Source organism: Mycobacterium bohemicum DSM 44277, assembly GCF_001053185.1.
Lineage (GTDB): Bacteria > Actinomycetota > Actinomycetes > Mycobacteriales > Mycobacteriaceae > Mycobacterium > Mycobacterium bohemicum.
On sequence record NZ_CSTD01000001.1, the window covers coordinates 1,577,974 to 1,600,677 of the forward strand.

The 22,704-nt window shown below is 68.8% G+C and carries 23 protein-coding genes and 3 pseudogenes; 14 read left to right on the forward strand and 12 right to left on the reverse strand.

Translation table 11 applies throughout. The annotated features are described in order from the left end of the window. Positions 1-18: 18 nt before the first annotated feature. Entirely contained in the window at positions 19-1,119 is a 1,101-nt protein-coding gene (gene glpX / locus BN971_RS07170; protein ID WP_085180529.1) for a class II fructose-bisphosphatase, read from the reverse strand. A 167-nt stretch (positions 1,120-1,286) separates the two neighbouring features. On the opposite strand from glpX, the gene BN971_RS07175 reads away from it, so the two are divergent. From BN971_RS07175 to BN971_RS07185, 3 genes and pseudogenes are all read left to right on the forward strand, one after another. Next, positions 1,287-1,976 carry a DUF4245 domain-containing protein gene (locus BN971_RS07175; protein WP_085180528.1) on the forward strand — a complete coding sequence of 230 codons (690 nt, stop codon included), beginning with the start codon at positions 1,287-1,289 and terminating at the stop codon, positions 1,974-1,976. 13 nt (positions 1,977-1,989) lie between these two features. Further along, positions 1,990-2,777 (forward strand): annotated as a pseudogene (locus BN971_RS07180) (dienelactone hydrolase family protein). A 159-nt stretch (positions 2,778-2,936) separates the two neighbouring features. Then, complete coding sequence (locus BN971_RS07185; RefSeq protein WP_085180526.1) at positions 2,937-4,466, forward strand: carboxylesterase/lipase family protein; 1,530 nt, start codon at positions 2,937-2,939, stop codon at positions 4,464-4,466. 26 nt (positions 4,467-4,492) lie between these two features. Here BN971_RS07185 and BN971_RS07190 read toward each other — a convergent pair whose 3' ends face one another. The 4 genes from BN971_RS07190 to BN971_RS07205 all read right to left on the reverse strand — a co-directional run bounded on the left by BN971_RS07190 (position 4,493) and on the right by BN971_RS07205 (position 7,727). After that, complete coding sequence (locus BN971_RS07190) at positions 4,493-5,581, reverse strand: 3-beta-hydroxysteroid dehydrogenase (protein ID WP_085180525.1); 1,089 nt, start codon at positions 5,579-5,581, stop codon at positions 4,493-4,495. Between the two features lie 72 nt (positions 5,582-5,653). Further along, complete coding sequence (locus tag BN971_RS07195; protein WP_085180524.1) at positions 5,654-5,890, reverse strand: exodeoxyribonuclease VII small subunit; 237 nt, start codon at positions 5,888-5,890, stop codon at positions 5,654-5,656. Beyond that, positions 5,887-7,140, reverse strand: a complete 1,254-nt coding sequence (gene xseA / locus BN971_RS07200; protein WP_085180523.1) for an exodeoxyribonuclease VII large subunit — start codon at positions 7,138-7,140, stop codon at positions 5,887-5,889. The genes BN971_RS07195 and xseA overlap by 4 nt, the downstream gene beginning before the upstream one ends. Then, the gene (locus BN971_RS07205) at positions 7,137-7,727 is read right to left on the reverse strand and encodes a lipid droplet-associated protein (RefSeq protein ID WP_085180522.1); all 591 of its coding nucleotides are present in this window, start codon (positions 7,725-7,727) and stop codon (positions 7,137-7,139) included. The genes xseA and BN971_RS07205 overlap by 4 nt, the downstream gene beginning before the upstream one ends. Before the next feature lie 89 nt (positions 7,728-7,816). Here BN971_RS07205 and BN971_RS07210 point away from each other — a divergent pair, with 89 nt between their 5' ends. After that, complete coding sequence (locus BN971_RS07210) at positions 7,817-8,815, forward strand: 4-hydroxy-3-methylbut-2-enyl diphosphate reductase (RefSeq protein ID WP_085180521.1); 999 nt, start codon at positions 7,817-7,819, stop codon at positions 8,813-8,815. 10 nt (positions 8,816-8,825) lie between these two features. Here BN971_RS07210 and BN971_RS07215 read toward each other — a convergent pair whose 3' ends face one another. Next, complete coding sequence (locus BN971_RS07215) at positions 8,826-9,971, reverse strand: DUF6542 domain-containing protein (protein ID WP_211279795.1); 1,146 nt, start codon at positions 9,969-9,971, stop codon at positions 8,826-8,828. A 179-nt stretch (positions 9,972-10,150) separates the two neighbouring features. On the opposite strand from BN971_RS07215, the gene ychF reads away from it, so the two are divergent. The 3 genes from ychF (at position 10,151) to BN971_RS26840 (ending at position 12,526) form a co-directional block, all read left to right on the forward strand. Further along, complete coding sequence (ychF, locus tag BN971_RS07220) at positions 10,151-11,224, forward strand: redox-regulated ATPase YchF (protein ID WP_085180519.1); 1,074 nt, start codon at positions 10,151-10,153, stop codon at positions 11,222-11,224. A gap of 54 nt (positions 11,225-11,278) precedes the next feature. Continuing rightward, on the forward strand, positions 11,279-11,842 hold the full coding sequence (locus BN971_RS07225; protein ID WP_085180518.1) for a dihydrofolate reductase family protein: 564 nt from the start codon (positions 11,279-11,281) through the stop codon (positions 11,840-11,842). Between the two features lie 306 nt (positions 11,843-12,148). Beyond that, positions 12,149-12,526, forward strand: coding sequence for an Mtp family mycobacterial-type pilin (locus tag BN971_RS26840; RefSeq protein WP_487348991.1), 378 nt, complete (start codon positions 12,149-12,151; stop codon positions 12,524-12,526). On the opposite strand, the gene BN971_RS07235 is transcribed toward BN971_RS26840, so the two are convergent. Beyond that, on the reverse strand, positions 12,457-12,816 hold the full coding sequence (locus tag BN971_RS07235) for an Rv2640c family ArsR-like transcriptional regulator (protein WP_085180514.1): 360 nt from the start codon (positions 12,814-12,816) through the stop codon (positions 12,457-12,459). The two genes, BN971_RS26840 and BN971_RS07235, sit on opposite strands and share 70 nt — an antisense overlap. Positions 12,817-12,912: 96 nt before the next feature. Between BN971_RS07235 and BN971_RS07240 the strand changes: the two genes are divergently transcribed. The 4 genes and pseudogenes from BN971_RS07240 to BN971_RS07260 all read left to right on the forward strand — a co-directional run bounded on the left by BN971_RS07240 (position 12,913) and on the right by BN971_RS07260 (position 16,121). Then, positions 12,913-13,365, forward strand: coding sequence for an ArsI/CadI family heavy metal resistance metalloenzyme (locus tag BN971_RS07240; protein ID WP_085180512.1), 453 nt, complete (start codon positions 12,913-12,915; stop codon positions 13,363-13,365). Continuing rightward, positions 13,362-14,866: pseudogene (gene arsB, locus BN971_RS07245) on the forward strand (ACR3 family arsenite efflux transporter). The gene BN971_RS07240 and the pseudogene arsB overlap by 4 nt, the downstream one beginning before the upstream one ends. Positions 14,867-14,979: 113 nt before the next feature. Further along, positions 14,980-15,523: pseudogene (locus BN971_RS07255) on the forward strand (peptidoglycan endopeptidase). 274 nt (positions 15,524-15,797) lie between these two features. Then, positions 15,798-16,121 (forward strand): putative quinol monooxygenase, encoded by a 324-nt coding sequence (locus tag BN971_RS07260; protein ID WP_085180505.1) that lies wholly within the window; start codon positions 15,798-15,800, stop codon positions 16,119-16,121. Here BN971_RS07260 and BN971_RS07265 read toward each other — a convergent pair. From BN971_RS07265 to BN971_RS07275, 3 genes are read right to left on the reverse strand one after another with little or no spacing between them, the layout of a single operon-like run. Continuing rightward, on the reverse strand, positions 16,118-16,798 hold the full coding sequence (locus tag BN971_RS07265) for a guanylate cyclase (protein ID WP_085180503.1): 681 nt from the start codon (positions 16,796-16,798) through the stop codon (positions 16,118-16,120). The two genes, BN971_RS07260 and BN971_RS07265, sit on opposite strands and share 4 nt — an antisense overlap. A gap of 39 nt (positions 16,799-16,837) precedes the next feature. After that, positions 16,838-17,209, reverse strand: a complete 372-nt coding sequence (locus BN971_RS07270) for a carboxymuconolactone decarboxylase family protein (protein WP_085180501.1) — start codon at positions 17,207-17,209, stop codon at positions 16,838-16,840. 12 nt (positions 17,210-17,221) lie between these two features. Then, positions 17,222-18,016, reverse strand: coding sequence for an SDR family oxidoreductase (locus BN971_RS07275; protein ID WP_085180499.1), 795 nt, complete (start codon positions 18,014-18,016; stop codon positions 17,222-17,224). A gap of 82 nt (positions 18,017-18,098) precedes the next feature. Between BN971_RS07275 and BN971_RS07280 the strand changes: the two genes are divergently transcribed. Then, positions 18,099-18,308: a hypothetical protein gene (locus tag BN971_RS07280; protein WP_085180497.1), complete on the forward strand. Its 210-nt coding sequence runs from the start codon at positions 18,099-18,101 to the stop codon at positions 18,306-18,308. Here BN971_RS07280 and BN971_RS07285 read toward each other — a convergent pair. Further along, positions 18,260-19,093: an adenylate/guanylate cyclase domain-containing protein gene (locus BN971_RS07285; protein ID WP_085180496.1), complete on the reverse strand. Its 834-nt coding sequence runs from the start codon at positions 19,091-19,093 to the stop codon at positions 18,260-18,262. The genes BN971_RS07280 and BN971_RS07285 overlap by 49 nt on opposite strands. A 117-nt stretch (positions 19,094-19,210) precedes the next feature. On the opposite strand from BN971_RS07285, the gene BN971_RS07290 reads away from it, so the two are divergent. Both BN971_RS07290 and gnd read left to right on the forward strand, forming a co-directional pair. Continuing rightward, positions 19,211-20,602, forward strand: coding sequence for a glucose-6-phosphate dehydrogenase (locus tag BN971_RS07290; RefSeq protein ID WP_085180494.1), 1,392 nt, complete (start codon positions 19,211-19,213; stop codon positions 20,600-20,602). Positions 20,603-20,628: 26 nt separating this feature from the next. Continuing rightward, the gene (gene gnd / locus BN971_RS07295) at positions 20,629-21,651 is read left to right on the forward strand and encodes a phosphogluconate dehydrogenase (NAD(+)-dependent, decarboxylating) (protein ID WP_085180492.1); all 1,023 of its coding nucleotides are present in this window, start codon (positions 20,629-20,631) and stop codon (positions 21,649-21,651) included. A gap of 102 nt (positions 21,652-21,753) precedes the next feature. Here gnd and BN971_RS07300 read toward each other — a convergent pair whose 3' ends face one another. Next, positions 21,754-22,617, reverse strand: coding sequence for an alpha/beta fold hydrolase (locus BN971_RS07300; RefSeq protein WP_085180490.1), 864 nt, complete (start codon positions 22,615-22,617; stop codon positions 21,754-21,756). Positions 22,618-22,704 lie beyond the last annotated feature (87 nt).

Here is a 22,704-nt window from a genome sequence, read left to right on the forward strand (position 1 = left end):
TGTCCTTGCTCGTTTCGGTCAGGGCAGGGGATAGGCGGCGGTGCTGTCGCCGGTGAAATCGATGGCGGAGTATTCGTTGAGCTTCGAGAGCCGGTGGTAGGCCTCGATCATGCGGACGGTTCCCGACTTCGACCGCATCACGATCGACTGGGTGGTGCAGCCACCGGGGTAATACTGCACGCCCTTGAGGAGGTCGCCGTTGGTTACCCCGGTGGCGCAGAAGAAGACGTTCTCCCCGGAAACCAGGTCCTCGGTGGTCAGCACCTGGTCCAGGTCGTAGCCGGCGTCGATGGCCTTCTGGCGTTCCTCGTCGTCTTTGGGGGCGAGCTGGGCCTGGATGGCGCCGCCCATGCAGCGGATCGCGGCCGCGGCGATGATGCCCTCCGGCGTGCCGCCGATGCCGGCCAGCATGTCGGTGCCCGACAGGTACCGGCACGCCGAGATCGCCCCCGCGACGTCGCCGTCGGTGATCAGCCGGATGCGGGCCCCGGTCGCCCGGGCATCCTCGATCAGCTGGGCGTGCCGCGGTCGGTCCAGGATGCACACCGTCATGTCGCGCACCGACAGGCTCTTGACCTTGGCGACCGCCCGGATGTTCTCGGCGATCGGCGCGGTGATGTCGAGCACGTCCGCGGCGTCGGGTCCGACGGCGATCTTGTTCATGTAGTAGACCGCCGAGGGGTCGAACATCGCCCCGCGTTCGGCCACCGCCAGCACCGAGATCGCGTTGGGCATGCCCTTGCTCATCAGCGTGGTGCCGTCGATCGGGTCGACGGCGAAGTCGCACTCCGGGCCGTCGCCGTTGCCGACCTCCTCGCCGTTGTAGAGCATGGGCGCGTTGTCCTTCTCGCCCTCGCCGATGACGACCACGCCGCGCATCGACACCGAGTTGACCAGTTCGCGCATCGCGTCGACCGCGGCGCCGTCGCCGCCCTCCTTGTCGCCCCGTCCCACCCAGCGGCCGGCGGCCATGGCGCCGGCCTCGGTGACCCGCACCAGCTCCAGGGCCAGGTTTCGGTCCGGGGCCTCGCCGCGCGGGCGCGCCTGGGACTGCCCCTTGCCCCCGCGCGGGGCCGGTGCGGAACCCGGCCCGGATGAGCGGTCGCCGTCAGCTGTCATGGTCGGTGCCCTCGGCTTTCGTGGTCGTCCCCCCGGCTTCTCCGGCCGTCGCCCCTGGCTGTCGTGGGCTTGGGCCTGGCTCCTCTGGCTGGGATCCTCTGGCTGGGTCCTCTGGCTGGGATTCTCCCAGAAGCGGATCGGCCTGCCGGAACTGGGATACTCGGAGGGTGACCGAGGAGCCGCTGCCCAACGCCGGGGCCGCCGACGAGCCCGTTCCGGCGGCCAGACCGGCCAAACCTCGGCTCCTGCAGGACGGCCGCGACATGTTCTGGTCGCTCATCCCGCTGGTCATCGCCTGCATTGTGCTGGCGGGCGTGGTCGGGATGTGCTCCTTCCAGCCGGGCGGTGCCAACCGCGGGTCGGTTCCCTCCTACGACGCGGCCGCCGCCCTGCGCGCCGACGCCCAGACGCTTGGCTTCCCCATCCGGGAGCCCAAGTTGCCCGCGGGCTGGCGGCCCAACTCGGGCAGCCGCGGCGGCATCGAGAACGGGCGCACCGATCCCGCGACGGGCCAGCGGCTCAACGCCGCCACCTCGGTCGTGGGCTACATCAGTCCCACCGGGATGTACCTGAGCCTGACGCAGAGCAACGCCGACGAGGACAAACTGGTCGCCTCGATCCATGCCTCGGCCTACCCGACGGGCGCGCAGGACGTCGCCGGCGTCAAATGGGTCGTGTACCGCGGGGTCGGTCAGAGCGGTGCCGACGCCGAGCCGATCTGGACGACCAGGCTGGGCGCGCCCCCCGGCGGCCCCGGTGGTACCGCCCAGATCGCGATCACCGGCGCCGGAAGCACCGATGAGTTCCGTACGCTGGCGTCGGCGACGCAGTCCCAGCCGCCGCTGCCCGCTCGCTGACGGAAGGACTAGCGTGACCGCACCCCAGGCAGACCTTTCCGGATGGTCGGTGGCGCCGTTCACCGGCGGCGGCTACACCCACGACGTCTATCGCAAGGGCACCGGGCCCGGCGTCGTGCTGATTCCGGAGATCCCCGGGATCCATCCCGGTGTGCTCGCCCTCGGCAACCACCTGGTCGACAACGGCTTCACCGTCGCGATGCCGTCGCTGTTCGGCGAGCCCGGCAAACCCAAGACGGTCGGCTACATCGCCGCCTCGATCTCGCGGGCGTGTGTCGCAAGGGAATTCGCCGCGTTCGCCACCAACAAGGAGCGACCGGTGTCGTTGTTCCTGCGGGCCCTGGCCCGCGACCTCAACGCGTCCACCCCGGGCAAGGGCGTCGGGGTGATCGGCCAGTGCTTCACCGGCGGGTTCGCGCTGGCGGCCGCGGTCGACGACAGCGTGCTCGCCCCGGTGCTCAGCCAGCCCTCGGTGCCGTTGCCGCTGGGCGGCGCGACGCCGGGCTCAGCGAGGCCGAGCTCACCGCGGTGGCCGAGCGCTGCGCCGCCGAGGGCCTGTGCGCGATGGGCCTGCGGTTCAGCGAGGACAAGACGGCGCCGGCCGAACGGTTCGCCACGCTCAAGCAGCGGCTTGGGGACGCGTTCGAGGTGATCGAGATCGACTCCCGGCCCGGAAACCCGGGCGGGTTCGGCAGGATGGCGCACTCGGTGCTGACCGACGAGGTCCGCGAAGTCGACGGGCAGCCGGCCTACGAGGCCCGCAAGCGGGTGGTCGAGTTCCTCACCCAGCGGCTCACGTAGCCGCACGCGCTCCGATCGAGGGCCGGCCGGTCGCCGCGGTGCGCCGAGCGCCTATGCACGGATTTGTTGGATTTTTCGTCCAGACCCCCCACCGTCGGCGGGTGAGGCCCGGCCCGCGGGTCGTTAACCTGAGCTGAAGCATCGAACGGAGCACGACGCATGGCAATCGACAGCCTCGTGGTCGAGACCACCCACGGCCCGGTCCGCGGTGGCGAGGCGGGCCGCGCCCGGGTATGGAAAGGCGTCAGGTACGCCGCGCCGCCCGTCGGCGACCTCCGGTTCCGGGCGCCGCAGCCCCCCGAACGGTGGACCGAGGTTGCCGACGCCACCCGTTACGGGCCGGCCTGCCCGCAGCCGGTCTTCCCGAACATGCCGCTCGACCTGGGGGCTCCGCAGGGCGAGGACTGCCTGCGGGTGAACGTCTGGGCGCCGTCCGGCACCCGGCCCGGCGACGCGAAACCGGTGATGGTGTGGCTGCACGGGGGCGCCTACGTCCTGGGGGCGGCCAGCCAGGCGCTGTACGACGGGGGGCGGTTGGTCGGCGGCGGCGACGTCGTCGTGGTGACGGTCAACTACCGGGTGGGGGCGCTGGGCTTCGTGGACCTGTCGTCGTTCAACCCGCGACGTTTCGATTCCAACGTCGGGCTGCGCGACGTGCTGGCGGCGCTGGCGTGGGTGCGGGACAACATCGCGGCGTTCGGCGGCGATCCGGGCAGGGTCACGCTGTTCGGTGAATCCGCCGGCGCGGGGATCGTGACGACCCTGCTCGCCACCCCCGCCGCCGAGGGGCTGTTCGCCGGTGCGATCGCCCAGAGCTCGCCGGCCACCTCGGTGTACGACCGGGCCCGGGCGCGGCGGGTCGCCGACGCCATCCTCGAACGCCTCGAGGCCGGCCCGAACGACTTGCCGACGGTCCCCACCGCCGTGCTGCTGGCCGCGTCGCAGGAGGTCTTCGACGAAGTGCCCGTGCGCAATCCCGGCGTGCTGGCCTACGTGCCGATCGTCGACGGCGAGCTGCTGGACGACTACCCGGTCAAGGTGGCGCAGGAGGGCCGCTCGCTGCCCGTCCCGCTGATCATCGGCACCAACAAGCACGAGGCGGCGCTGTTCCGGCTGATGCGTTCCCGGCTGATGCCGATCACGCCGCGCGCCATCACCTCGATGTTCGACGAGATCGCCGCCGAGCAGCCCGACCTGCAACTGCCCACCGAGGAGCAGATCGGGTCGGCGTATTCGCGGGTGCGGCGCAGGGCGAGGAGTCTGAACATCGCCACCGACGTGGGGTTCCGGATGCCGTCGGTGTGGATGGCCGAGGGGCACTCCCGCGTGGCGCCGGTCTACCTGTACCGGTTCGACTACGCGACCCCCCTGCTGAAGCTGTTGCTGGTCAACGCCGCCCATGCCACCGAATTGCCTTACGTGTGGGGCAATCTCGGTGGGCCCAAGGACCCGACGCTCAAACTCGGTGGCGCCAAGACCGCCCGGGCGGTGTCGCAGCGGATTCGAACGAGGTGGGTCAACTTCGCCGCCCGCCGCGACCCCGCCGGCCCAGCCGGCGAGCCGGAGTGGAAGCCGTATCGGGTGCCCGATCGCGCCTGCCTGATCGTCGACAAACGCGACCGCGTCGTCGACGACGTCGACGCACACATCCGGGCAGCCTGGGGCAGTGAGATGGTGAGCTTCCGGTAGCGCCACCCCCCGGGGGGCGTGAACCGCTAGGCGCCCGTGTTCGCCGCCGGCGCTTGGCTTTTCATCTTGGCGAACATGTCCACGTAGTACGGCAGACACTCCGACATCGCCTGCTCGGTGGTGAACAGCGGCCGGTAGCCCAGGTCCCGGGTGGCCTTGGCGATCGAGAAGTAGTTGTCCAGGTAGAGCCGCTCGACGGCCAGCGGTTCCAGCAGGGGCGCCGGTATCCCGAACCGGAAGTGCAGTCGCTGCCAGCCCGTCATGGCCGCGCGGACCATGGGGCCGTTGACCCGCACCCGGGGCCAGCTCACCCCGCACGCCTCGACCACCGGCCGGGCGAACTCGAACATGTTGATCGGGTCGTCGTCGTTGATGAAGTAGGCCTGACCGGGCGCGGTGCCGCCCGGCACCAGGTGCTGGGCGGCCAGGATGAAACCGTGAATCAGGTTGTGCACGTAGGAGTTGTCCAAACGCGCGGACTTGCGGCCGATCAACACCTTGACGTGGCCGGCGATCACACTTTCGAAGAGCTTGCGAAACATGGTCTGATCGCCGCGCCCCCAGATGCCGCTGGGCCGGATCGCGCACGTCAGCATGCCGCCAACACCGTTCTGCTCCAGGACGAAGCGTTCGGCGACCACCTTGGTCTCGGTGTAGATGTCGTTGAATCTCGTTGTGTAGGGCAGAGTCTCGTCGCCGCCGGGGATGTTCTGGCCGCCCATCACCACGCTGTTGGACGAGGTGTAGACGAACCGCTTGACCCCGGCCGCCTGGCCCGCGCGGACGAGATTTTGCGTGCCCCCCACGTTGACGGCGAAGCTGCGCCGGCGGTACTCCTCGGTCACCGAGGCGCCGCCCATCAGGTCGATGATCGCCGCGGTGTGGATGACGGTGTCGACGCCGTCGACGGCCGCCGCGCAGACGGCCGCGTCGGTGATGTCACCCTGCAGCACCTCCAACTGCGGGTGCTCCGGGAGCAGCGACGGGGCGCGGTCGAAGGACCGGACCCGATGTCCGCGGTCGAGCAACGTGCTCACCAGGTTCGCCCCGACGAATCCGGAGCCGCCGGTGACGAGGACGTGGCCGAGTTCGGTCGTCAGCGCTGGATCACCCATCGCCGAAGCATAACTAAAACGTGTTCCAGTTCGGGAATGCCCAAGCGGACGGTGTTCGCAATCCTGCCCCGATCAGGCGTCGTCGGCCTGGCCCGCCGAGAGCACGTCCTCGATCCGCTTGCGGGCGCCGGCTAAGTGCTCCTCGCACCGCTTGGCCAGCTCTTCGCCCCTTTCCCAGAGCTTCAGCGACTCCTCGAGATCCAGCCCGCCCTGCTCCAGCAGCCGGACGACCTCCATCAACTCGTCGCGGCACGCTTCGTAGCCGAGGCGACTAATGGGCGTAACGGCATCGCCTTCCCTAGGTGTCACCCGGCCCGCCCTTCGCTGACCGCCGTCACGGCGCCGTCGGTGACCCGGACGCGCAGGCGCGTGCCCGCCGGTGCGTCGCCGACCGATCGCAGGACCGCGGCGGGCCCGGCTGCGGGATCAGCGGGAACCGTCTGGACCACCGCGTAGCCGCGGGCCAGGGTGGCCGCCGGGCCGAGCGTCGCCAGTCGCGCGCCCAGGTGACCGATCCGCTCGCCCTCCGTGGCCACCAGCCGGGTGACATCGCGGCGAACCGCCGACCGGGCCCGGTGGATCTCCTCGGCGCGCGCCGTCAGGGCGGTCAGCGGCTCGGCCAGCACCGGGCGGCTGCGCAGCTGCGTCAGGGCCCGCTGTTCGCGGCCCACCCAGTTGCGCAGCGCCTGCGCGCTGCGCCGCCGCAAGTCGCCGATCAGCCGCTGCTCGGCGGCGGTGTCGGGGACCACCTTCTTGGCCGCGTCGGTCGGCGTGGCGGCGCGAAGGTCGGCGACCAGGTCGCACAGCGGGTTGTCCGGCTCGTGGCCGACCGCGGTGACCACCGGGGTGCGGCACGCCGCGATCGCGCGGCACAGCGTCTCGTCCGAAAACGGCAGCAGGTCCTCGACGCTGCCCCCGCCGCGGGCCAGCACGATGACGTCGACCTCGGTGTGGCCGTCGAGCTCGCCGAGCGCCTCGACGATCTGCGCGACCGCGTTCGGCCCCTGGACCGCGGTGTTGCGGATCGCGAAGCGCACCGCCGGCCAGCGCGCGCCCGCCACCGTTCGCACGTCGTGTTCGGCGGCGCTCGCCCGACCGGTGATCAGGCCAATCATGTTGGGCAGGAACGGGATCGGCCGTTTGAGTCGCGGGTCGAAGAGCCCCTCGGCATCGAGCAGCCGGCGCAACCGGTCGATGCGGGCCAGCAGCTCGCCCACGCCGACGGCGCGAATCTCGCTGAGCCGCAAGGAAAAAGTGCCCCGGCCCGTGTAGAACGACGGCTTGCCGCACACCACCACCTGGGTGCCCTCGGCCAGCCGCACCGGCGCGTTGAGCACCAGGTCGCGCGAGCAGGTCACCGTCAGCGACATGTCGGCGGCCGGGTCACGCAGCACCATGAACACGGTGCCGGCGTTGGGCCGCATGGTGATCTGGGCCAACTGGCCCTCCACCCACACCGTGCCCAACTTGTCGATCCAGCCGGCGACGCGGACCGCCACCGCGCGAACCGGAAAAGGGTTCTCGGCGGAGTTGGGTTCGGAATTGGCCGCGGGGCTCACTTCGCCGTCGCGCGGGTGATCCTGTTGGCCAGCAGCGTCTGGAACGGGGCGCGGGCCTTGGTGGCCTGCTCGTAGGCCAGCAGGGCTTCCAGCTCGTCGACGCTCAGCGACTGCAGCCTGGCCCGCAGCTGGGCCAGCGTCAGGTTCGGGTAGTCGAGCTCGGCGACCACCTCGGGTTCCGGCGCCTGCGCCGCGGCCTTCCTGGCTTTCCTGGCGGGCGTCGCCGGGGCGTTCAGGGCCTCGGCCGCATCGGCGACCGAATACAGGGCGAACCGGCCCTCGGTCAGGCGGTCGCCGTCCTCGGCCAGCGCGGCCGGGATCGCCGCCGCCTCGGCGTCGGGCAGGTCCTCGTCGAACGTCGCCCATTCCGGCTGCTCGTCCTTGGGCGGGAAAATCGACTCGAGGGTGCTGTCGCCCTTGTTCACCAGCTCGGCGAGGTTCTGCTGGAACACCATCACGATGTGGGCGGCCTGACTGGCCAGCGTCATCGGATACATCAGGATGGTCTTGGGCAGCCTCAGCGTCTCTTCGACGGCGACTGTCGCCGCGCCGACCAGCAGCCGAACTCCGTACGGTGCAGTTGCCATGGCACCAAGACTGCCTCAACCCGCCGCTAACGCCAAGCTGCGCGCCGTGAGCTGGCGGCCCCGTGTCGGCGGTCAGTACCCTGGGTGGCATGCCGCCGACTATCGACATGGGGATTCCCGGTGCGTCCAGCTCGGTAGCCGGCGACCCCACCGGCAAGAGGGTGCTCCTGGCCGAGCCGCGGGGCTACTGCGCGGGCGTGGACCGGGCCGTCGAGACCGTGGAACGGGCCCTGGAGAAGCACGGCGCCCCCGTCTACGTGCGCCACGAGATCGTGCACAACCGCCACGTCGTCGAGACGCTGGAAAAAGCGGGCGCGGTGTTCGTCGAGGAGACCGACCAGGTGCCCGAGGGGGCCATCGTCGTGTTCTCCGCACATGGCGTGGCGCCGACGGTGTACGCGTCGGCGGCCGAACGCAACCTGCGCACCATCGACGCCACCTGCCCGCTGGTGACCAAGGTGCACAACGAGGCCAGGCGGTTCGCGCGCGCCGATTACGACATCCTGCTGATCGGTCACGAGGGCCATGAGGAGGTCGTCGGCACCGCGGGGGAGGCGCCCGAGCACGTCCAGCTGGTCGACGGGGTGGCCGCCGTGGACGACGTGACCGTCCGCGACGAGGACAAGGTGGTGTGGCTGTCGCAGACCACGCTGTCGGTCGACGAGACGATGGAGATCGTCCAGCGGCTGCGGCAACGCTTCCCCAAGCTGCAGGATCCGCCGAGCGATGACATCTGCTACGCGACCCAGAACCGGCAGGTGGCGGTGAAGGCGATGGCGCCGGAGTGCGACCTCGTGATCGTCGTCGGGTCGCGGAACTCGTCGAACTCGGTGCGGCTCGTGGAAGTGGCGCTGGGCGCCGGCGCCCGGGCCGCCCACCTGGTCGACTGGGCCGACGACATCGACCCGGGCTGGTTGGACGGGGTGACGACGGTGGGCGTCACGTCCGGCGCGTCGGTGCCCGAGGTGCTGGTGCGCGGCGTGCTGGAACGGCTCGCCGAATGCGGTTATGGCGTGGTGCAACCGGTGACGACGGCGCAGGAGACGCTGGTGTTCGCGTTGCCGCGCGAGATTCGCGTGTCCCGCTGAATCGGCGGTCTCAGTCCCAGGATTCGGCCGGCGGTCGGCCGCGCGAAGGGCCTGGCGTCCGTGACCGGCTCGGCCGCTCGGCCCTTGGCTCATCCGACGGGGACCCGTCGCGGTACCGGACCCGGGAAATTGGGTGGTGCGTCGGGTCGGCGCCGTTTGCGCCTCGGGGCCGCCGGCGCTGTGGCTCGTACGGCGCGTACCGGTCGTGCCGGGTGGAGCGCTCGGGGGTGCCGGCCGGCTGGTAGGGGTCGAAGTCGTCGAAGCGGCTGGTGCGCGGCGCCGGGCGCTCGTAGGGGTCGAGGCGGGCGCGAGGTTCCCGGCGGGACTGGGTGCGGTCGGGATCGGCCGGCGGCCTGGGGCGCCGGGAGCGCCGCGGGTCGGCCGGGTCGACGTCGCGGGGGGCGCCTTGGCGGCGGCGTGGCCGCTCGGCACCGGGTTCCTGCGCATCCTCCGATGGCCGGGTGCGCCGCGATTGGGTCCGGGTGGAGCGGGTGGCCGATCGATCGCTGCGCGTGGTTCGGCGGGCGTCCGAGGGACGCCGCGACGGCCGGGTCCGCCGAGACTTGGAGGCGGGCTCCTCCTCGTCGAGTTCGCTGGATTCGCCGCGCACGGCCGATAGCAGTTTGGCGATCGTGCCGCCAAGAAAAGAGCCGAGGAAAGACATGGCCCCGGTGCCATCGGTGTCGCCGCTTTCCTGGGCGGGGGCGGCCGCGATCGCCCGGTTCGACGTCCCGATATACCACCTGATCAGGCCGATCAGCAGCACGGCGCCGGCGGTGCCCAGCATCAGCGGGAAGCGCTCGATCAGCGGGTAGCCGCAGTTGATCAGGACGTCTTTGAGGTGGCCCACCTTGCGGCCGTGGAACAGCCAGTAGCCGCCGGGGACCGCGCAGAAGAGGATGAGGGGCGGCTGGATGACCGCGGTGAACACGCCGTCCTGACGCACGGCCAGCACCGCCGCCACACAGCCCGCGACATACAAACCGGCGAAGACGTGCGTGAGCTCCTTATGGCCGGACCCGGAGTCGATGGCGAACCCGATTGCGGTGGCGCCGACCGCAATGAGCAGGGCCGCCCACCACGGCACACCTGGAATGTTTGGGTGGATCGAGCGGTGGGATGCCTCCACCGTCGACCTTGCCCGCTGCTCTGGCACATTTAGACCGTACCGGCAATCGGCCCAAAGGCCCGTATTAAAGCAGGCCGCGTGCCACATTCGTCACAGTGGCACCACGGCCGGACCACCACCCGATGCTGGAATGCAATGGCGCGGGCGATATCGGTCGTCATGGCGGATCCGACCATCCCGTCGTCGCGCCCTAGACTTGGCTCCCTGTGAGCTTGAGCCTGGGAATCGTGGGGCTGCCCAACGTCGGCAAGTCGACCCTTTTCAACGCGCTGACGCGCAACAACGTGGTCGCCGCCAACTACCCGTTCGCCACCATCGAACCGAACGAGGGTGTCGTGTCGCTGCCCGATCCGCGACTGGACAAGCTGGCCGAGCTCTTCGGTTCTGAGCGCGTCGTCCCGGCGCCGGTCACCTTCGTCGACATCGCCGGCCTGGTCCAGGGCGCCTCGGAGGGGGCCGGGCTCGGGAACAAGTTCCTGGCCCACATCCGCGAATGCGACGCCATCTGCCAGGTGGTGCGGGTGTTCTCCGACGACGACGTGACTCACGTCGCCGGGCGGGTGGACCCCAAGTCCGACATCGAGGTGGTCGAGACCGAGTTGATCCTGGCCGACATGCAAACCCTGGAGCGGGCGCTGCCGAGGCTGGAGAAGGAGGCCCGCACTTCCAAGGAGCGCAGGCCCGTCTACGAGGCGGCGTTGAGCGCGCAGCAGGTGCTCGACAGCGGCACGACGTTGTTCGCCGCGGGGGCCGACGTCTCGCTGCTGCGGGAGCTGAACCTGCTGACCACCAAGCCGTTCCTCTATGTGTTCAACGCCGACGAGGCGGTGTTGACCGACGCGGCGCGGGTGACCGAGTTGCGCCAACTCGTGGCGCCCGCCGATGCCGTCTTCCTCGACGCGGCCATCGAAGCCGAACTCAGCGAACTCGACGACGAGTCGGCCGCCGAGCTGCTGGAGTCGATCGGGCAGACCGAGCGCGGCCTGGATGCTTTGGCGCGCACAGGTTTTCACACTCTGAAGCTGCAGACCTTCCTGACGGCGGGCCCAAAAGAGGCGCGCGCCTGGGTGATTCACCAGGGCGACACCGCGCCGAAGGCCGCCGGGGTGATCCACAGCGACTTCGAGAAGGGCTTCATCAAGGCCGAGATCGTGTCGTTCGACGACCTGATCGCGGCCGGATCGATGGCAGCGGCCAAGGCGGCCGGCAAGGTCCGCATGGAGGGCAAGGACTACGTCATGGCCGACGGGGACGTGGTCGAGTTCCGGTTCAACGTGTAGGCGGTGCGCTTCTCGACGCCCGTAGGCTTGCGCGCGAGGGAGGGTGATCGCCACATGGGAACTCTGAGTTACGCCGCGACGGTGTCTCTCGACGGCTGCGTTGCCGACGCCGGCGGCGACTTCCAGTGGTCGGCCCCGGGCGGGGCGGTGTTCGCTTTTCATGTCGACCGCATGGCGGAGGTGTCGACTGAGGTGCTGGGTCGAAAAACCTATGCGCTGATGCGGTATTGGGACACCTATCCGGACGACGACGACCATCCCGCCGACGAGCGGGAATTCGCTCGGCGCTGGCAGCGCATCGACAAAGTGGTGGTGTCTTCGACACTGACGCACGAAGAGCTCGGGTCGGGCCGGGTTCGGCTCGTGCCCGAGTTGAGCCTGATCGAGTTGCAGCGGATCGTGGCCTCCGCGACCGGCGTGGTCGAGATCTTCGGGCCCACAGTCGCGGCCGCGGCGATCCAGGCGGGCGTGGTCGAGGACTTCCGGTTCTTCGTGGTTCCGAAGATGGTGGGTGGTGGCCTGCGCGCCCTACCCGACGGCGTGCGCCTCGACCTGGCGCTCGTCGAGCACAGAACCTTCGACGACGGCACCGCGTATTTGCACTACGTGCATCGTTGACAACGGACCGTCGATCACGACGACATCCTTCATTTGATTGATCGACGCAGGCTCTGGGGCCGTGACCCCAGTGCGGTCGATTTCCAGCTCATGGGGGCGGTCGCGATGGTCGACGGTGGTCGGCTCTGGACCAGGGACACGCGGTGGAAGGGTGCGGCGGACGGCGTGGGCGTCGCGATGTTCGATGCGTGAGTTCGTCCGCTCGAGCCCGAATCACTGCTTGCTTCTCGCCCGCTGAAGGCAAATCCTTGGGGGATGGCGACTGCACGGCGAACGCGATCGCGGGTTCGGCGCTTTACCGTCCTGATGGTGGCCCTTTCGGCCTTCGGGCTCGCCGCACCCGGGGCACAGGCGGCGCCCGCTCCCGGGTCGCACTGGTGCCCGGGCGACGCATGGAATCCGGGCTGGGGCAACGTCTATGACTGGGACTGGAGCCAGTGCCACGACTGGCAGGGCGCGGCCGGCCAGAGCGGTCCGGCGGCCTGGGGGCCCGCAGCCGCCGCCGCCGTCGTGGGCGCCGGGGGCGCGGCTGATGTGGAACCCGACCGCCGGCGTGTGGGGATTTTGGAACAACGGAATCTGGACGCCCGCCTGACCGATAGGCGGCTTGGCGGTCAGCGGCAGCAGTTCGGGTCCAGCACCGTGCACAGCGCCGTGAGAGCGTCCCGACGAGCGCGGTGGTAGACGTTCATCCCGCGCCGCTCGGACTCGACGATTCCCGCCCGGCGCAACTGAGTCAGGTGATGGCTCACGGTCGACTCGCTCAGTCCGACCGCCGCCGCCAGGTCGCAGCTGCACACCTCGCCGTCCTGTGAACCGAAGAGCAGCGAAACGAGCTTGACCCGAACCGGATCCGCGAGTGCCTTCAAGCGCAGGGCGATGTCCAGGGCCGCACGGTCGTCGACGGGTCCGGCCGCCATGGGGGAACACGAGACCGGCGACGACATGTCCACGACGGGCAGTGTCTTCGGCATGCCGACTATCCTGCCACAGTTCCTTGACATATATCGAAGAGGCGAGCAGTATCGGCTGCAGATAGTTTGACATAAGTCACAGAGGTAGGAGCCCTCATGTCCCGCGCTCAACTCGCGCTCAACGTCGACGACCTCGACGAGGCGATCACCTTTTACTCCAAGTTGTTCAACACCGCGCCGGCCAAGGTCAAGCCGGGCTATGCGAACTTCGCCGTGACACAACCGCCGCTGAAGCTGGTCCTGATCGAAAACCCCGGTCGCGGAGGAACTCTCAATCATCTGGGCGTCGAAGTGGAGTCCAGCGAGGCCGTCCACGCCGAGATCGCCCGCCTCGCCGGGGAAGGCATGGTCGCCCGGGAAGAGATGGGCGGCACGTGTTGCTTCGCCACTCAGGACAAGGTGTGGGTGACCGGGCCGGCGGGGGAGCAGTGGGAGGTCTACACGGTGCTCGCCGACTCGGATTCCTTCGGCCCGGCACCGGCGGACGACAAGAATGCCGACGGCCGCGTGTGCTGCGGAAGCACCGACGCGGCGGACGCACGCACGTGACCCAGACGGCGCACCAGCCCGACCATCCCGTCGTCGAGCGCCTTTCGACGCTGGACCGCTTCCTGCCGGTGTGGATCGGCATCGCGATGGCCCTCGGTCTGCTTCTCGGCCGATTCGTGCCGGGTTTGGACACCGGCATCAACCGTGTTCGGATCGATGGGATTTCGGTCCCGATCGCGCTGGGTCTGCTCGTCATGATGTATCCGGTCCTGGCCAAGGTTCGTTACGACCGCCTGGACACGGTGACGGGTGATCGCAGGCTGCTCGTCAGCTCGCTGCTGTTGAACTGGGTGCTGGGTCCGGCGCTGATGTTCGCTCTCGCGTGGCTGTTGCTGCCCGACCTGCCCGCCTACCGAACCGGATTGATCATCGTGGGGCTGGCGCGCTGCATAGCCATGGTGATCATCTGGAACGACCTGGCCTGCGGTGACCGCGAGGCCGCGGCGGTGCTCGTCGCACTGAACTCCGTCTTCCAGGTGCTCATGTTCGCCGTGCTGGGCTGGTTCTACCTGTCGGTGTTGCCCGGCTGGCTTGGCCTGCCGCAGAACGTCATTCACACCTCGCCGTGGCAGATCGCCAAGTCCGTGCTGGTCTTCCTGGGCATCCCGCTGGTCGCCGGCTACCTGTCTCGCCGACTGGGTGAGCGCGCGAAGGGACGGCAGTGGTACGAAACCAGCTTCCTGCCGAGGGTGGGCCCGTGGGCCCTGTACGGGCTGCTGTTCACCATCGTCATCCTGTTCGCCCTGCAGGGCGATCAAATCATCAGCCGCCCTTGGGATGTCGCCCGCATAGCGCTGCCGCTGCTGGCGTACTTCACCATCATGTGGGGCGGCGGCTACGCCCTGGGCGCAGCGCTGGGCCTGGGCTACCGGCGCACCACCACGTTGGCCTTCACCGCCGCCGGCAACAATTTCGAACTCGCCATCGCCGTGGCGATCGCGACCTACGGGGCCACCTCGGGCCAGGCGCTGGCGGGTGTCGTGGGCCCGCTCATCGAAGTGCCCGCGCTGGTCGCGTTGGTATACGTTTCGCTGGCCCTGCGAGGTCGATTCCAATTCGACCGGAGCGCCCGATGACCGAACCCGTAGCCCGTCCCAGCGTGCTGTTCCTGTGCACCCACAACGCCGGCCGGTCGCAGATGGCAATGGGCTTCTTCAAGCACCTCGCCGGCGGGCGGGCGGGCGTCTACTCGGCCGGATCGGCGCCTGCGGACGACGTCAACCCCGCGGCCGTCGCGGCGATGGCGGAGGTCGGCATCGACATTGCCCGCGAGCGTCCCAAGGCATGGACCGACGACCTCGTCGGCGCCGCCGACGTCGTCGTCACCATGGGATGCGGCGACGCCTGCCCCTATCTCCCCGGGAAGCGGTACGAGAACTGGGAGCTCCCCGACCCCGCCGGCCTCGGCGTGGACGGGGTCCGTCCGATCCGTGACGAGATCGAGGGACGGGTGCGCAGCCTGCTCAGCCAACTGGGCGTCGAGCCGCGGCCTTCCCGCTGAGAAGTTCGGGCGCCGCGCGCGACCGAAGAACTGGACAGCAAACCGGTCTCAATAGGAACGCAGCGGCGTAACAATTCGCCGGTATGCGACGAACGCCATTGCCGGATAAGCGAATGAGGTGCGCCACAAATTTTGCCAGGCAAACAGCGCTATTGCTAGCGTGCCTGCCCATGGTTGTATTAGCTGCATTGATGGCGCTCGTCAATCAGGTTTCGGGCACGCCATATATTCCGGGCGGCGATTCTCCCGCCGGCACCGATTGCTCCGGACTCGCCTCGTGGATCGCCAACGCGGCGGCCGACCGGCCCGTCTTCGGTGACAGGTTCAACACCGGCAACGAGGAAGCCGCCCTCCTGGCGCGCGGCTTCCAGTACGGAACCGCCCCCAACGCCTTGGTGATCGGCTGGAACGGCGGGCACACCGCGGTGACCCTGCCGGACGGCACGCCCGTGTCCAGCGGCGAACACGGTGGAGTGCACGTCGGCGGGCCGGGCGCCTACCAGGCCGGCTTCACGCACCACATGTTCTTGCCGCTGAGCCACCTCTAGCCGACAACAAGCACCCCAGCCGCCCCCGCCGCCCGACGCCCCACCCCCGGCGGTTCTCGTCGACGCTCCGGCTCCCGCGCCGCCTCCGCCGGCAAATCCAAATCCCTAGCGGAATTCGGAAAAGAATACTCGGACGCTAAAACGAGAAATAATGGCGAGACATTTCGATGTGCCATGGTCGGCTACTGTGACGCATGTCACCCAGACGGCACCGACGTATGTCCGACCGACGTAAGTCAAATAAGGTCGCCGCCGGGGATCAATTAATGCAGCAAACCGCAGTTAGCCGGGGTCGTGCGGAATGGGGTAGGGTGCGGCGCTATCCTGGCGCTGATCGCACAGACCGGGCGCAAGTCGGCGTCGGGCACTACCGGGGAGCGGCCATGATCTTCATCGTCGTCAAGTTCGAGACCAAACCCGACTGGGCCGATCGCTGGCCGGAGCTCGTCGCCGGATTCACTGCGGCCACTCGCGCCGAAGAGGGCAACCTGTGGTTCGAGTGGTCGCGCAGCCTGGACAACCCGGCCGAGTACGTCCTGGTGGAGGCCTTCCGCGACGCCGAGGCCGGCGGCGAGCACGTCAACAGCGATCACTTCCAGCGCGCGATGCGCGAGCTCCCCCAGGCGCTGACGTCGACGCCGAAGATCATCAGCCAGACGATCGACGCGTCGGGATGGTCGGAGATGGGCGAGATGCCGGTCGGCTAGCCGAACACAACCTCGATTTCTTCGCCCAGCCGGTAACCCGGCGCGAGCGGCAGCCGGTCGCCGCTCCAGAATGACCCGGGGTCGAACCAGTTCGAGTATTTCTCCGTGGTGATCAACCCCATCTCCTCGTAGGTGATCGCCACCGTCTCGGCGCAGTACGCGGCTTCGAGGCCACCGCGCTGGCGCGCCTTGCGTCGCTGCGTCGACTCCTTGATCCTCTTGTCCAGCACCGGAATCCCGCGTGTCCAGTCGTAAGCGGTGGGAAGCCGGCCGCGCAGCCAGCGCCCAGTGAGGCGCGCGGTGGGCGGAAAAGGGGTGCCGTCCAACCGCGCGATCACCCGCAGCAGCGCGTCCTCCTGCTTGCGGCCGGCGTAGGGCGTCAGCTGCCGCAACCAGCACCCCTGGTGGTAGCGCTCCATCCACTGCCGCACCGCGTCCCGTGCGTCGTTGAGCTGTACGCCGCGGTGGTTGGTGCCGGTCCAGACATCGACCAACTTGTCGCCCAATTCGGCGTGCCAGATCAGCGGCGGCAGGTCGTCGATGGCGACCGTCATCCCGACGTGGTTGACCGGGCTGTTCGTCAGGGCCTGGATGGCGCGGTCGGGCCCGGATGCGCCGCGGAACAGCCACAGGTCACCGGTCCGGGTCTCCTCCAGCGCTTGGTCCAGGGTCAACATTGTCGGATAAGCCCTTTTCTCCCATGTTCTTTGGAACGATTATGAGGGCGAGAGCACTTCGCGTGCGACGCCACGCGCGGTGGCCGCCGCGGGGTACCCGGCGTAGCCGGCCGAATGGTAGATCACCTCGTCGACTTCCTCTTGGGTCAGCCCGTTGCGCAGCGCGATCGGAAAGTGGTACCGCAATTCCTCGGTCGCGCGCAGCGCGATGAGGGCTCCCAGGGTCACCAGGCTGCGGGAGCGGCGATCCAGCCCGGGACGGGTCCACAGTGCGCCGAAGACGTGATCGATGGTCAGGTCGCCGAGTTCGCCGGCCACACCGCCGTCGCGCAGACTGGTGACACCATCGGGGATCAATCCCGGCATCATCTCCCTGAACACTTCCAGCCCCTGTGCGCGGGAGTCGGTCATCGTTCCTGCCTTTCAGTGCGGTTCGCGGGAAATCTGATAGTCGATGTAGCCGTCCCAGTCATCAACGCGGCGCCGCAATTCGTCCACGACGCCGGGATGCGTCGGCACAAAGAATCGATTGCGCAGGATCGCTTCGGCGACCAGAGGCGCCGGGTCCAACAGCTGGAATCGATCACCGGGTGTCCGCAGGCGCGAGCCGCCGCCGAATGTCGGCACGGCGGCGGCGATGTTGGTCAGCACCGGACCGGGACACAGCAGGGTGACTCCGATGTTCTTGGGCCGCAGGTAGATTGCCAGCCCCTCGGAGATCTGGACGATGGCGGCCTTGCTGGCGGCGTACGGCAGGCGGTCGTAGGAATACGTGAAAAGGCCCGCGAAGGACGCCGTGTTGACCAGATGCCCGCTGCCCCGCTCGAGCAGCAGCGGCAGGAAGGCGGCGTTGCTGCGCACCACCGACATCAGGTTGATGTCCAGGATGCGCTGCCACTCGGCGACCGGAATGTCGTCGGGCAGGCCGTTGGTCAGCACCCCGACGTTGTTGACCACGACGTCCACGCGGCCGAATCGCTGCAGCGCAGCATCGCGAATGCCTTCGAACGCATCCGGATTCGACACGTCGGCGCGCCACGGGAGCACGCTCGCCCCGCCGCCCCCGCCCAATTCCCCGGCCAGGTCTTTCAGGCCGGCGCCGTCGATGTCGACGGCCACCAGGTGGGCGCCGCGACCGGACAGCACGCGGGCGATGGCCCGGCCTATGCCGCTGGCCGCTCCGGTGATGACGGCGACCTTGTCGCGAAGAGTGTCCATGAGGCCTGGTGTGGGGTTGAAAAGGGCACACAAGTTAACCACACCCCGCACGCCGGGCCCTTGCGGCGAATAGCCTGTCGTCATGCGCAGCATCTGGAAGTGGATCGGGCTGGCCGGGGTCGCCGGCGTCGTCGCGGGCGGCGCGCTGGTCGCTCGCGATCAACGAAAACGACGCGCCTACACCGCCGACGAGGTGCGGGCCCGCCTGCATCAACGGCTCGCGGAATCCGGCGGGGAGGGTTTTCAGTCCCGGTCGGGGTCCGCGTCGGTGTCGACGGAGAACACCCGATAGTTTCCCGAAAAGCCTTTAAGCTCAACGTCGTGTCCGTCGTCGCAGCGGATGTCGTCACACCCGCGCACCGCGTCGCGCACGGGTTCGCTCACCAATATCTGGCCGCCGGCCGCCTGCGCGGCGACTCGGGCCGCCATGGCGACGTTACGCCCGAACAGGTCGTCACCGCGCCGCACCGAACGGCCCATGTGGATGCCGATCCGCACGCGAATCTGGTTGTGCCGCAACCTCTTGGCGTCCTTACGCAGCGCGTGTTGCAGGTCGATGGCGCAGCGCACGGCCGCCTCCGCCCGGGAGAACGCGACCATGTATCCATCGCCCTGGCTCTTCACCACGTGCCCCTCGTGCCGTCCGACAAGCCTCTGCACGAGCTTGTCGTGCGACCCGATCAGCTTGACCCAGGCCCGGTCGCCGATCCGCTCGTTGAGTGCGGTCGACTCCTCGATGTCGGAGAACAGGATCACCACCCGGCCGTCCGGAGTCACGCGCGCCAGGTCGGGCCGCTCGACCTCGGCCCAGTCCGCGAGGTCCTCGATGGAGCTGCGCACGACGGCGCCGAACCCCTCCTTGCGCATCAGGTTGGCGGTGTTCCATACCGTCTTGACGGCCTCGCGGCCACCGGACAGCAGCCAGTTGCGGGCATCGGTCCGTTGCCGCAGCTCGTCGATCTCCTGCCGGCTGCGCACGAGCAGCCTTGCCAGTACGGCGATCACACCGGCTTCGACAAGGACGAGCCCCGCCCCGACGTAGACCGCGATATGCAGCGCAGAATCCACGTTCACCATCCTTCCAAGGAGGCGATTCCGCGCGGTTGTCGGCCCTGGGCGCAGTGTCTAGTGTTGTTACCGGCCGCCGCGGGTAGATCTTCAGGGCGCACATTGGTGACTTCGGGAGGTGCGGTTTTGGCCGACGGCGGCGATCGCTCCGCGGACCTGCTGGTCATCTTCGGGATCACCGGCGACCTGGCCCGCAAGATGACGTTTCGGGCCCTGTACCGGCTCGAGCGCCGCGACATGCTGGACTGCCCGATCATCGGTGTGGCAAGTGACGACATCTCCGTCGATGCGCTGCTCGAGCGGGCGCGCGAGGCCGTCAAAGCATCCGGCGAGGATTTCGACGACGCGGTGTTCGAGCGGTTCGCCGGCCGCTGGTCCTACCTGCACGGTGACGTCACGGACGAGAAGCTCTACGGCGAGTTGGCCAAGCTGATCAGTTCGGGCGCCCGGCCGCTGTACTACCTCGAGATGCCGCCGGCGTTGTTCGCTCCCATCGTCGAGAACCTCGCCAAGGCCGAGTTGCTCGAGTCCGCGCGCGTCGCGGTGGAAAAGCCGTTCGGCCACGACCTGGCCTCCGCGCGCGACCTCAACGCCCGGCTGCGTGCGGTGCTCGACGAGGACCAGATCCTGCGCGTGGACCACTTCCTGGGCAAGCAGCCGGTCGAGGAGCTGCAGTATCTGCGCTTCGCCAACAACGGGCTGGCCAAGCTGTGGGACCGGGACAGCATCTCCGAAATCCACATCACCATGGCCGAGGACTTCGGGATCGAGGACCGCGGCAAGTTCTACGACGCGGTCGGCGCGCTGCGCGACGTCGTGCAGAACCATCTGCTGCAGGTGCTGGCGCTGGTCGCAATGGAGCCCCCGGTCGGGCCCAGCGCCGACGACCTGAACGACAAGAAGGCCGAGGTGTTCCGCGCGATGCCGGCGCTGGACCCCGAGCGCTGCATTCGGGGTCAGTATCGCGGCTTCACGGATGTCGCCGGCGTGGCGAAGGATTCGCAGACCGAGACCTATGTCGCGATGCGGACCGAGATCGACAACTGGCGCTGGGCCGGGGTGCCGATCTTCATCCGCGCCGGCAAGGCCCTGCCGGAGAGGGTCACCGAGGTGCGGATGTTTTTGCACCACGTTCCCGGCTTCTCGTTCCTGCCCAACCGCCGGCCGCCGGAACCCAACCAGATCGTGCTGCGCATCGACCCGGACCCCGGCCTGCGCCTGCAGTTGTCCGCCCAGGTCGGCGATTCCTGGCGCGACGTCCACCTCGACTCGTCGTTCGCCGTGGATCTTGGTGAGCCGGTGCGGCCTTACGAGCGGCTGCTGTACGCCGGTCTGACCGGCGACCGCGAGTTGTTCGCCCGGGAAGACGCGATCGAGGAGACGTGGCGGATCGTGCAGCCGGTGCTGAACAAACCGGGGCGGATACACCATTACGACCCGGGCTCATGGGGACCCGAGGCCGCGCAGTCGCTGCTACACGGTCACCGCAGTTGGCAGCAACCATGGCTGCCTCAGTAACTCGGAAATAAGGAGAACAGGACAACATGCAGCTAGGGATGATCGGCCTGGGCCGGATGGGTGCCAACATCGTCCGCCGCCTGACCAAGGATGGACACGACTGCGTCGTGTACGACCACGACCCCGAGGCGGTCAAGGCCATGGCGGGGGAGGAGAGGACAACGGGTGTCTCCTCGCTGCACGAGCTCGCCGAAAAGCTCGACTCGCCTCGGGTCGTCTGGGTGATGGTCCCGGCCGGGAGCATCACCACGGGCGTGATCGAGGAGCTGGCCACGACGCTGGAGTCCGGCGACATCGTCATCGACGGCGGCAACTCCTACTACCGCGACGACATCCGGCACGCGAAAACATTATCCGACAATGGGATTCATCTGCTGGACTGCGGCACCAGCGGCGGCGTGTGGGGCCGCGAGCGCGGGTACTGTCTGATGATCGGCGGGCACGAGGAGGCTTTCGCCCACGCCGAGCCGATCTTCGCCTCCGTCGCGCCCGGGGTGGATGCGGCGCCGCGCACCCCGGGCCGCGACGGGGAGATCGCCCAACCGGAAAAGGGATACCTGCATTGCGGGCCGTCCGGTGCGGGGCACTTCGTGAAGATGGTGCACAACGGCATCGAGTACGGGATGATGGCCTCGCTCGCCGAGGGCCTGAACATCCTGCGCGGCGCCGACATCGGCAAGCAGGCGCAGGCGGGCGACGCCGAGACCGCGCCGCTGTCGAACCCCGAGTACTACCAGTACACCTTCGACATCCCGGACATCGCCGAGGTATGGCGCCGCGGCAGCGTCATCGGATCCTGGCTGCTGGACCTGACCGCCATCGCGCTGCACGATTCCCCCGATTTGCAGGAGTTCTCGGGTCGGGTCTCCGACTCGGGCGAGGGCCGGTGGACCGCCATCGCGGCGATCGACGAGGGCGTCCCCTCGCCGGTTCTGACGACCGCTCTGCAGTCCCGGTTCGCCTCGCGGCAGCTCGACGACTTCGCCAACAAGGCGCTGTCGGCGATGCGCAAGCAATTCGGCGGGCACGCGGAGAAACCCGCGAACTAGCTTTCGCGCTCTTGCTCGCCGAGTGTGCATTTCACGACGCCCCGACGGCGTGTCGCGTCGTCAGACGCACACTCGAAGCGGATGAGGCGCGCTCTGGCCAGGCTAAGTGCGCTTGACGAAGGCGACCACGACGTCGGTGAAGGCGTCGTTGTCGTCGCCCGCCGCGGTGTGCCCGGCGTTGGACAGCTCGACGAATTCGGCGTTGGGGACGGTTTCCAGGAAATGCTGAACGCCCTCGGGGCTGACCACGTCGGACAGCTTCCCGCGGATCAGCATGACCGGGATCTTCAGGTTCTGGGCCGCGTGCTCGAACTTCTCGGTGCGCAGTTCGGGGTCGTCGCCCGGCTTGGTCATAAACGCCGGATCCCAATGCCAGTACCAGCGCCCGTCGCGCAGGCGCAGGTTCTTCTTCAGCCCCTCCGGGTTGCGCCGCTTGGCCCGGTACGGCAGGTAGGCGGCGACGGCGTCGGCGGCCTGCTCCAGCGTGTCGAACCCGTCGAGGTTGCCCATCATGAAGTCACGGATGCGGGCGCTGCCGCCCTTTTCGAAGCGCGGCACCACGTCGACGAGCACAAGTTGGGTCACCCGCTCGGGGCCGGCCTGGTGAGCGGCGAGGATGCCGGTCAGGCCGCCCATGCTCGCCCCGACGATCATCACCGGCCGGCCGATGGCGTCCAGGATGCGCATGACGTCGGCGGTCAGGGTGTCGACGTCGTAGTCGGCGTCGGGTGCGCGATCGCTGTCGCCGTGCCCACGGCTGTCCAGGGCCACCACGTGGAAGCCCGCGTCGGCCAGGATCTGGCCGGTGTTCTTCCAGGAGAACCGGTTCTGTCCGCCGCCGTGCAGCATCAGGACGCTGGGATGCCCGTCGAGATCGGCGCCGCGGTTCCATTCGTCGGCCACCAGGGTGATCCCGTCGTGGCCGGCGAACTCGACCGTCCGGGGACTGCTGCTCACGGCGCTCACCCGTCTGACGTTACATAGGTTGCTTATGCAGTTTCACCCGGGTTGGCGCGGTGACTTTCCGGCGCGAGCGCGGTCTATCGGTTTGAG

What these genes read in the sequence shown, in the direction of transcription:
- BN971_RS07275 (WP_085180499.1), bottom strand. Translation starts at nt 18,016, where the DNA reads ATGGACACTCTTCGCGACAAGGTCGCCGTCATCACCGGAGCGGCCAGC.
- BN971_RS07240 (WP_085180512.1), top strand. Translation starts at nt 12,913, where the DNA reads ATGTCCCGCGCTCAACTCGCGCTCAACGTCGACGACCTCGACGAGGCG.
- BN971_RS07280 (WP_085180497.1), top strand. Translation starts at nt 18,099, where the DNA reads ATGCGCAGCATCTGGAAGTGGATCGGGCTGGCCGGGGTCGCCGGCGTC.
- glpX (WP_085180529.1), bottom strand. Translation starts at nt 1,119, where the DNA reads ATGACAGCTGACGGCGACCGCTCATCCGGGCCGGGTTCCGCACCGGCC.
- BN971_RS26840 (WP_487348991.1), top strand. Translation starts at nt 12,149, where the DNA reads ATGGTGGCCCTTTCGGCCTTCGGGCTCGCCGCACCCGGGGCACAGGCG.
- BN971_RS07270 (WP_085180501.1), bottom strand. Translation starts at nt 17,209, where the DNA reads ATGACCGACTCCCGCGCACAGGGGCTGGAAGTGTTCAGGGAGATGATG.
- BN971_RS07210 (WP_085180521.1), top strand. Translation starts at nt 7,817, where the DNA reads ATGCCGCCGACTATCGACATGGGGATTCCCGGTGCGTCCAGCTCGGTA.
- BN971_RS07265 (WP_085180503.1), bottom strand. Translation starts at nt 16,798, where the DNA reads ATGTTGACCCTGGACCAAGCGCTGGAGGAGACCCGGACCGGTGACCTG.
- BN971_RS07260 (WP_085180505.1), top strand. Translation starts at nt 15,798, where the DNA reads ATGATCTTCATCGTCGTCAAGTTCGAGACCAAACCCGACTGGGCCGAT.
- BN971_RS07190 (WP_085180525.1), bottom strand. Translation starts at nt 5,581, where the DNA reads ATGGGTGATCCAGCGCTGACGACCGAACTCGGCCACGTCCTCGTCACC.
- BN971_RS07185 (WP_085180526.1), top strand. Translation starts at nt 2,937, where the DNA reads ATGGCAATCGACAGCCTCGTGGTCGAGACCACCCACGGCCCGGTCCGC.
- BN971_RS07225 (WP_085180518.1), top strand. Translation starts at nt 11,279, where the DNA reads ATGGGAACTCTGAGTTACGCCGCGACGGTGTCTCTCGACGGCTGCGTT.
- BN971_RS07285 (WP_085180496.1), bottom strand. Translation starts at nt 19,093, where the DNA reads ATGGTGAACGTGGATTCTGCGCTGCATATCGCGGTCTACGTCGGGGCG.
- BN971_RS07235 (WP_085180514.1), bottom strand. Translation starts at nt 12,816, where the DNA reads ATGCCGAAGACACTGCCCGTCGTGGACATGTCGTCGCCGGTCTCGTGT.
- BN971_RS07205 (WP_085180522.1), bottom strand. Translation starts at nt 7,727, where the DNA reads ATGGCAACTGCACCGTACGGAGTTCGGCTGCTGGTCGGCGCGGCGACA.
- gnd (WP_085180492.1), top strand. Translation starts at nt 20,629, where the DNA reads ATGCAGCTAGGGATGATCGGCCTGGGCCGGATGGGTGCCAACATCGTC.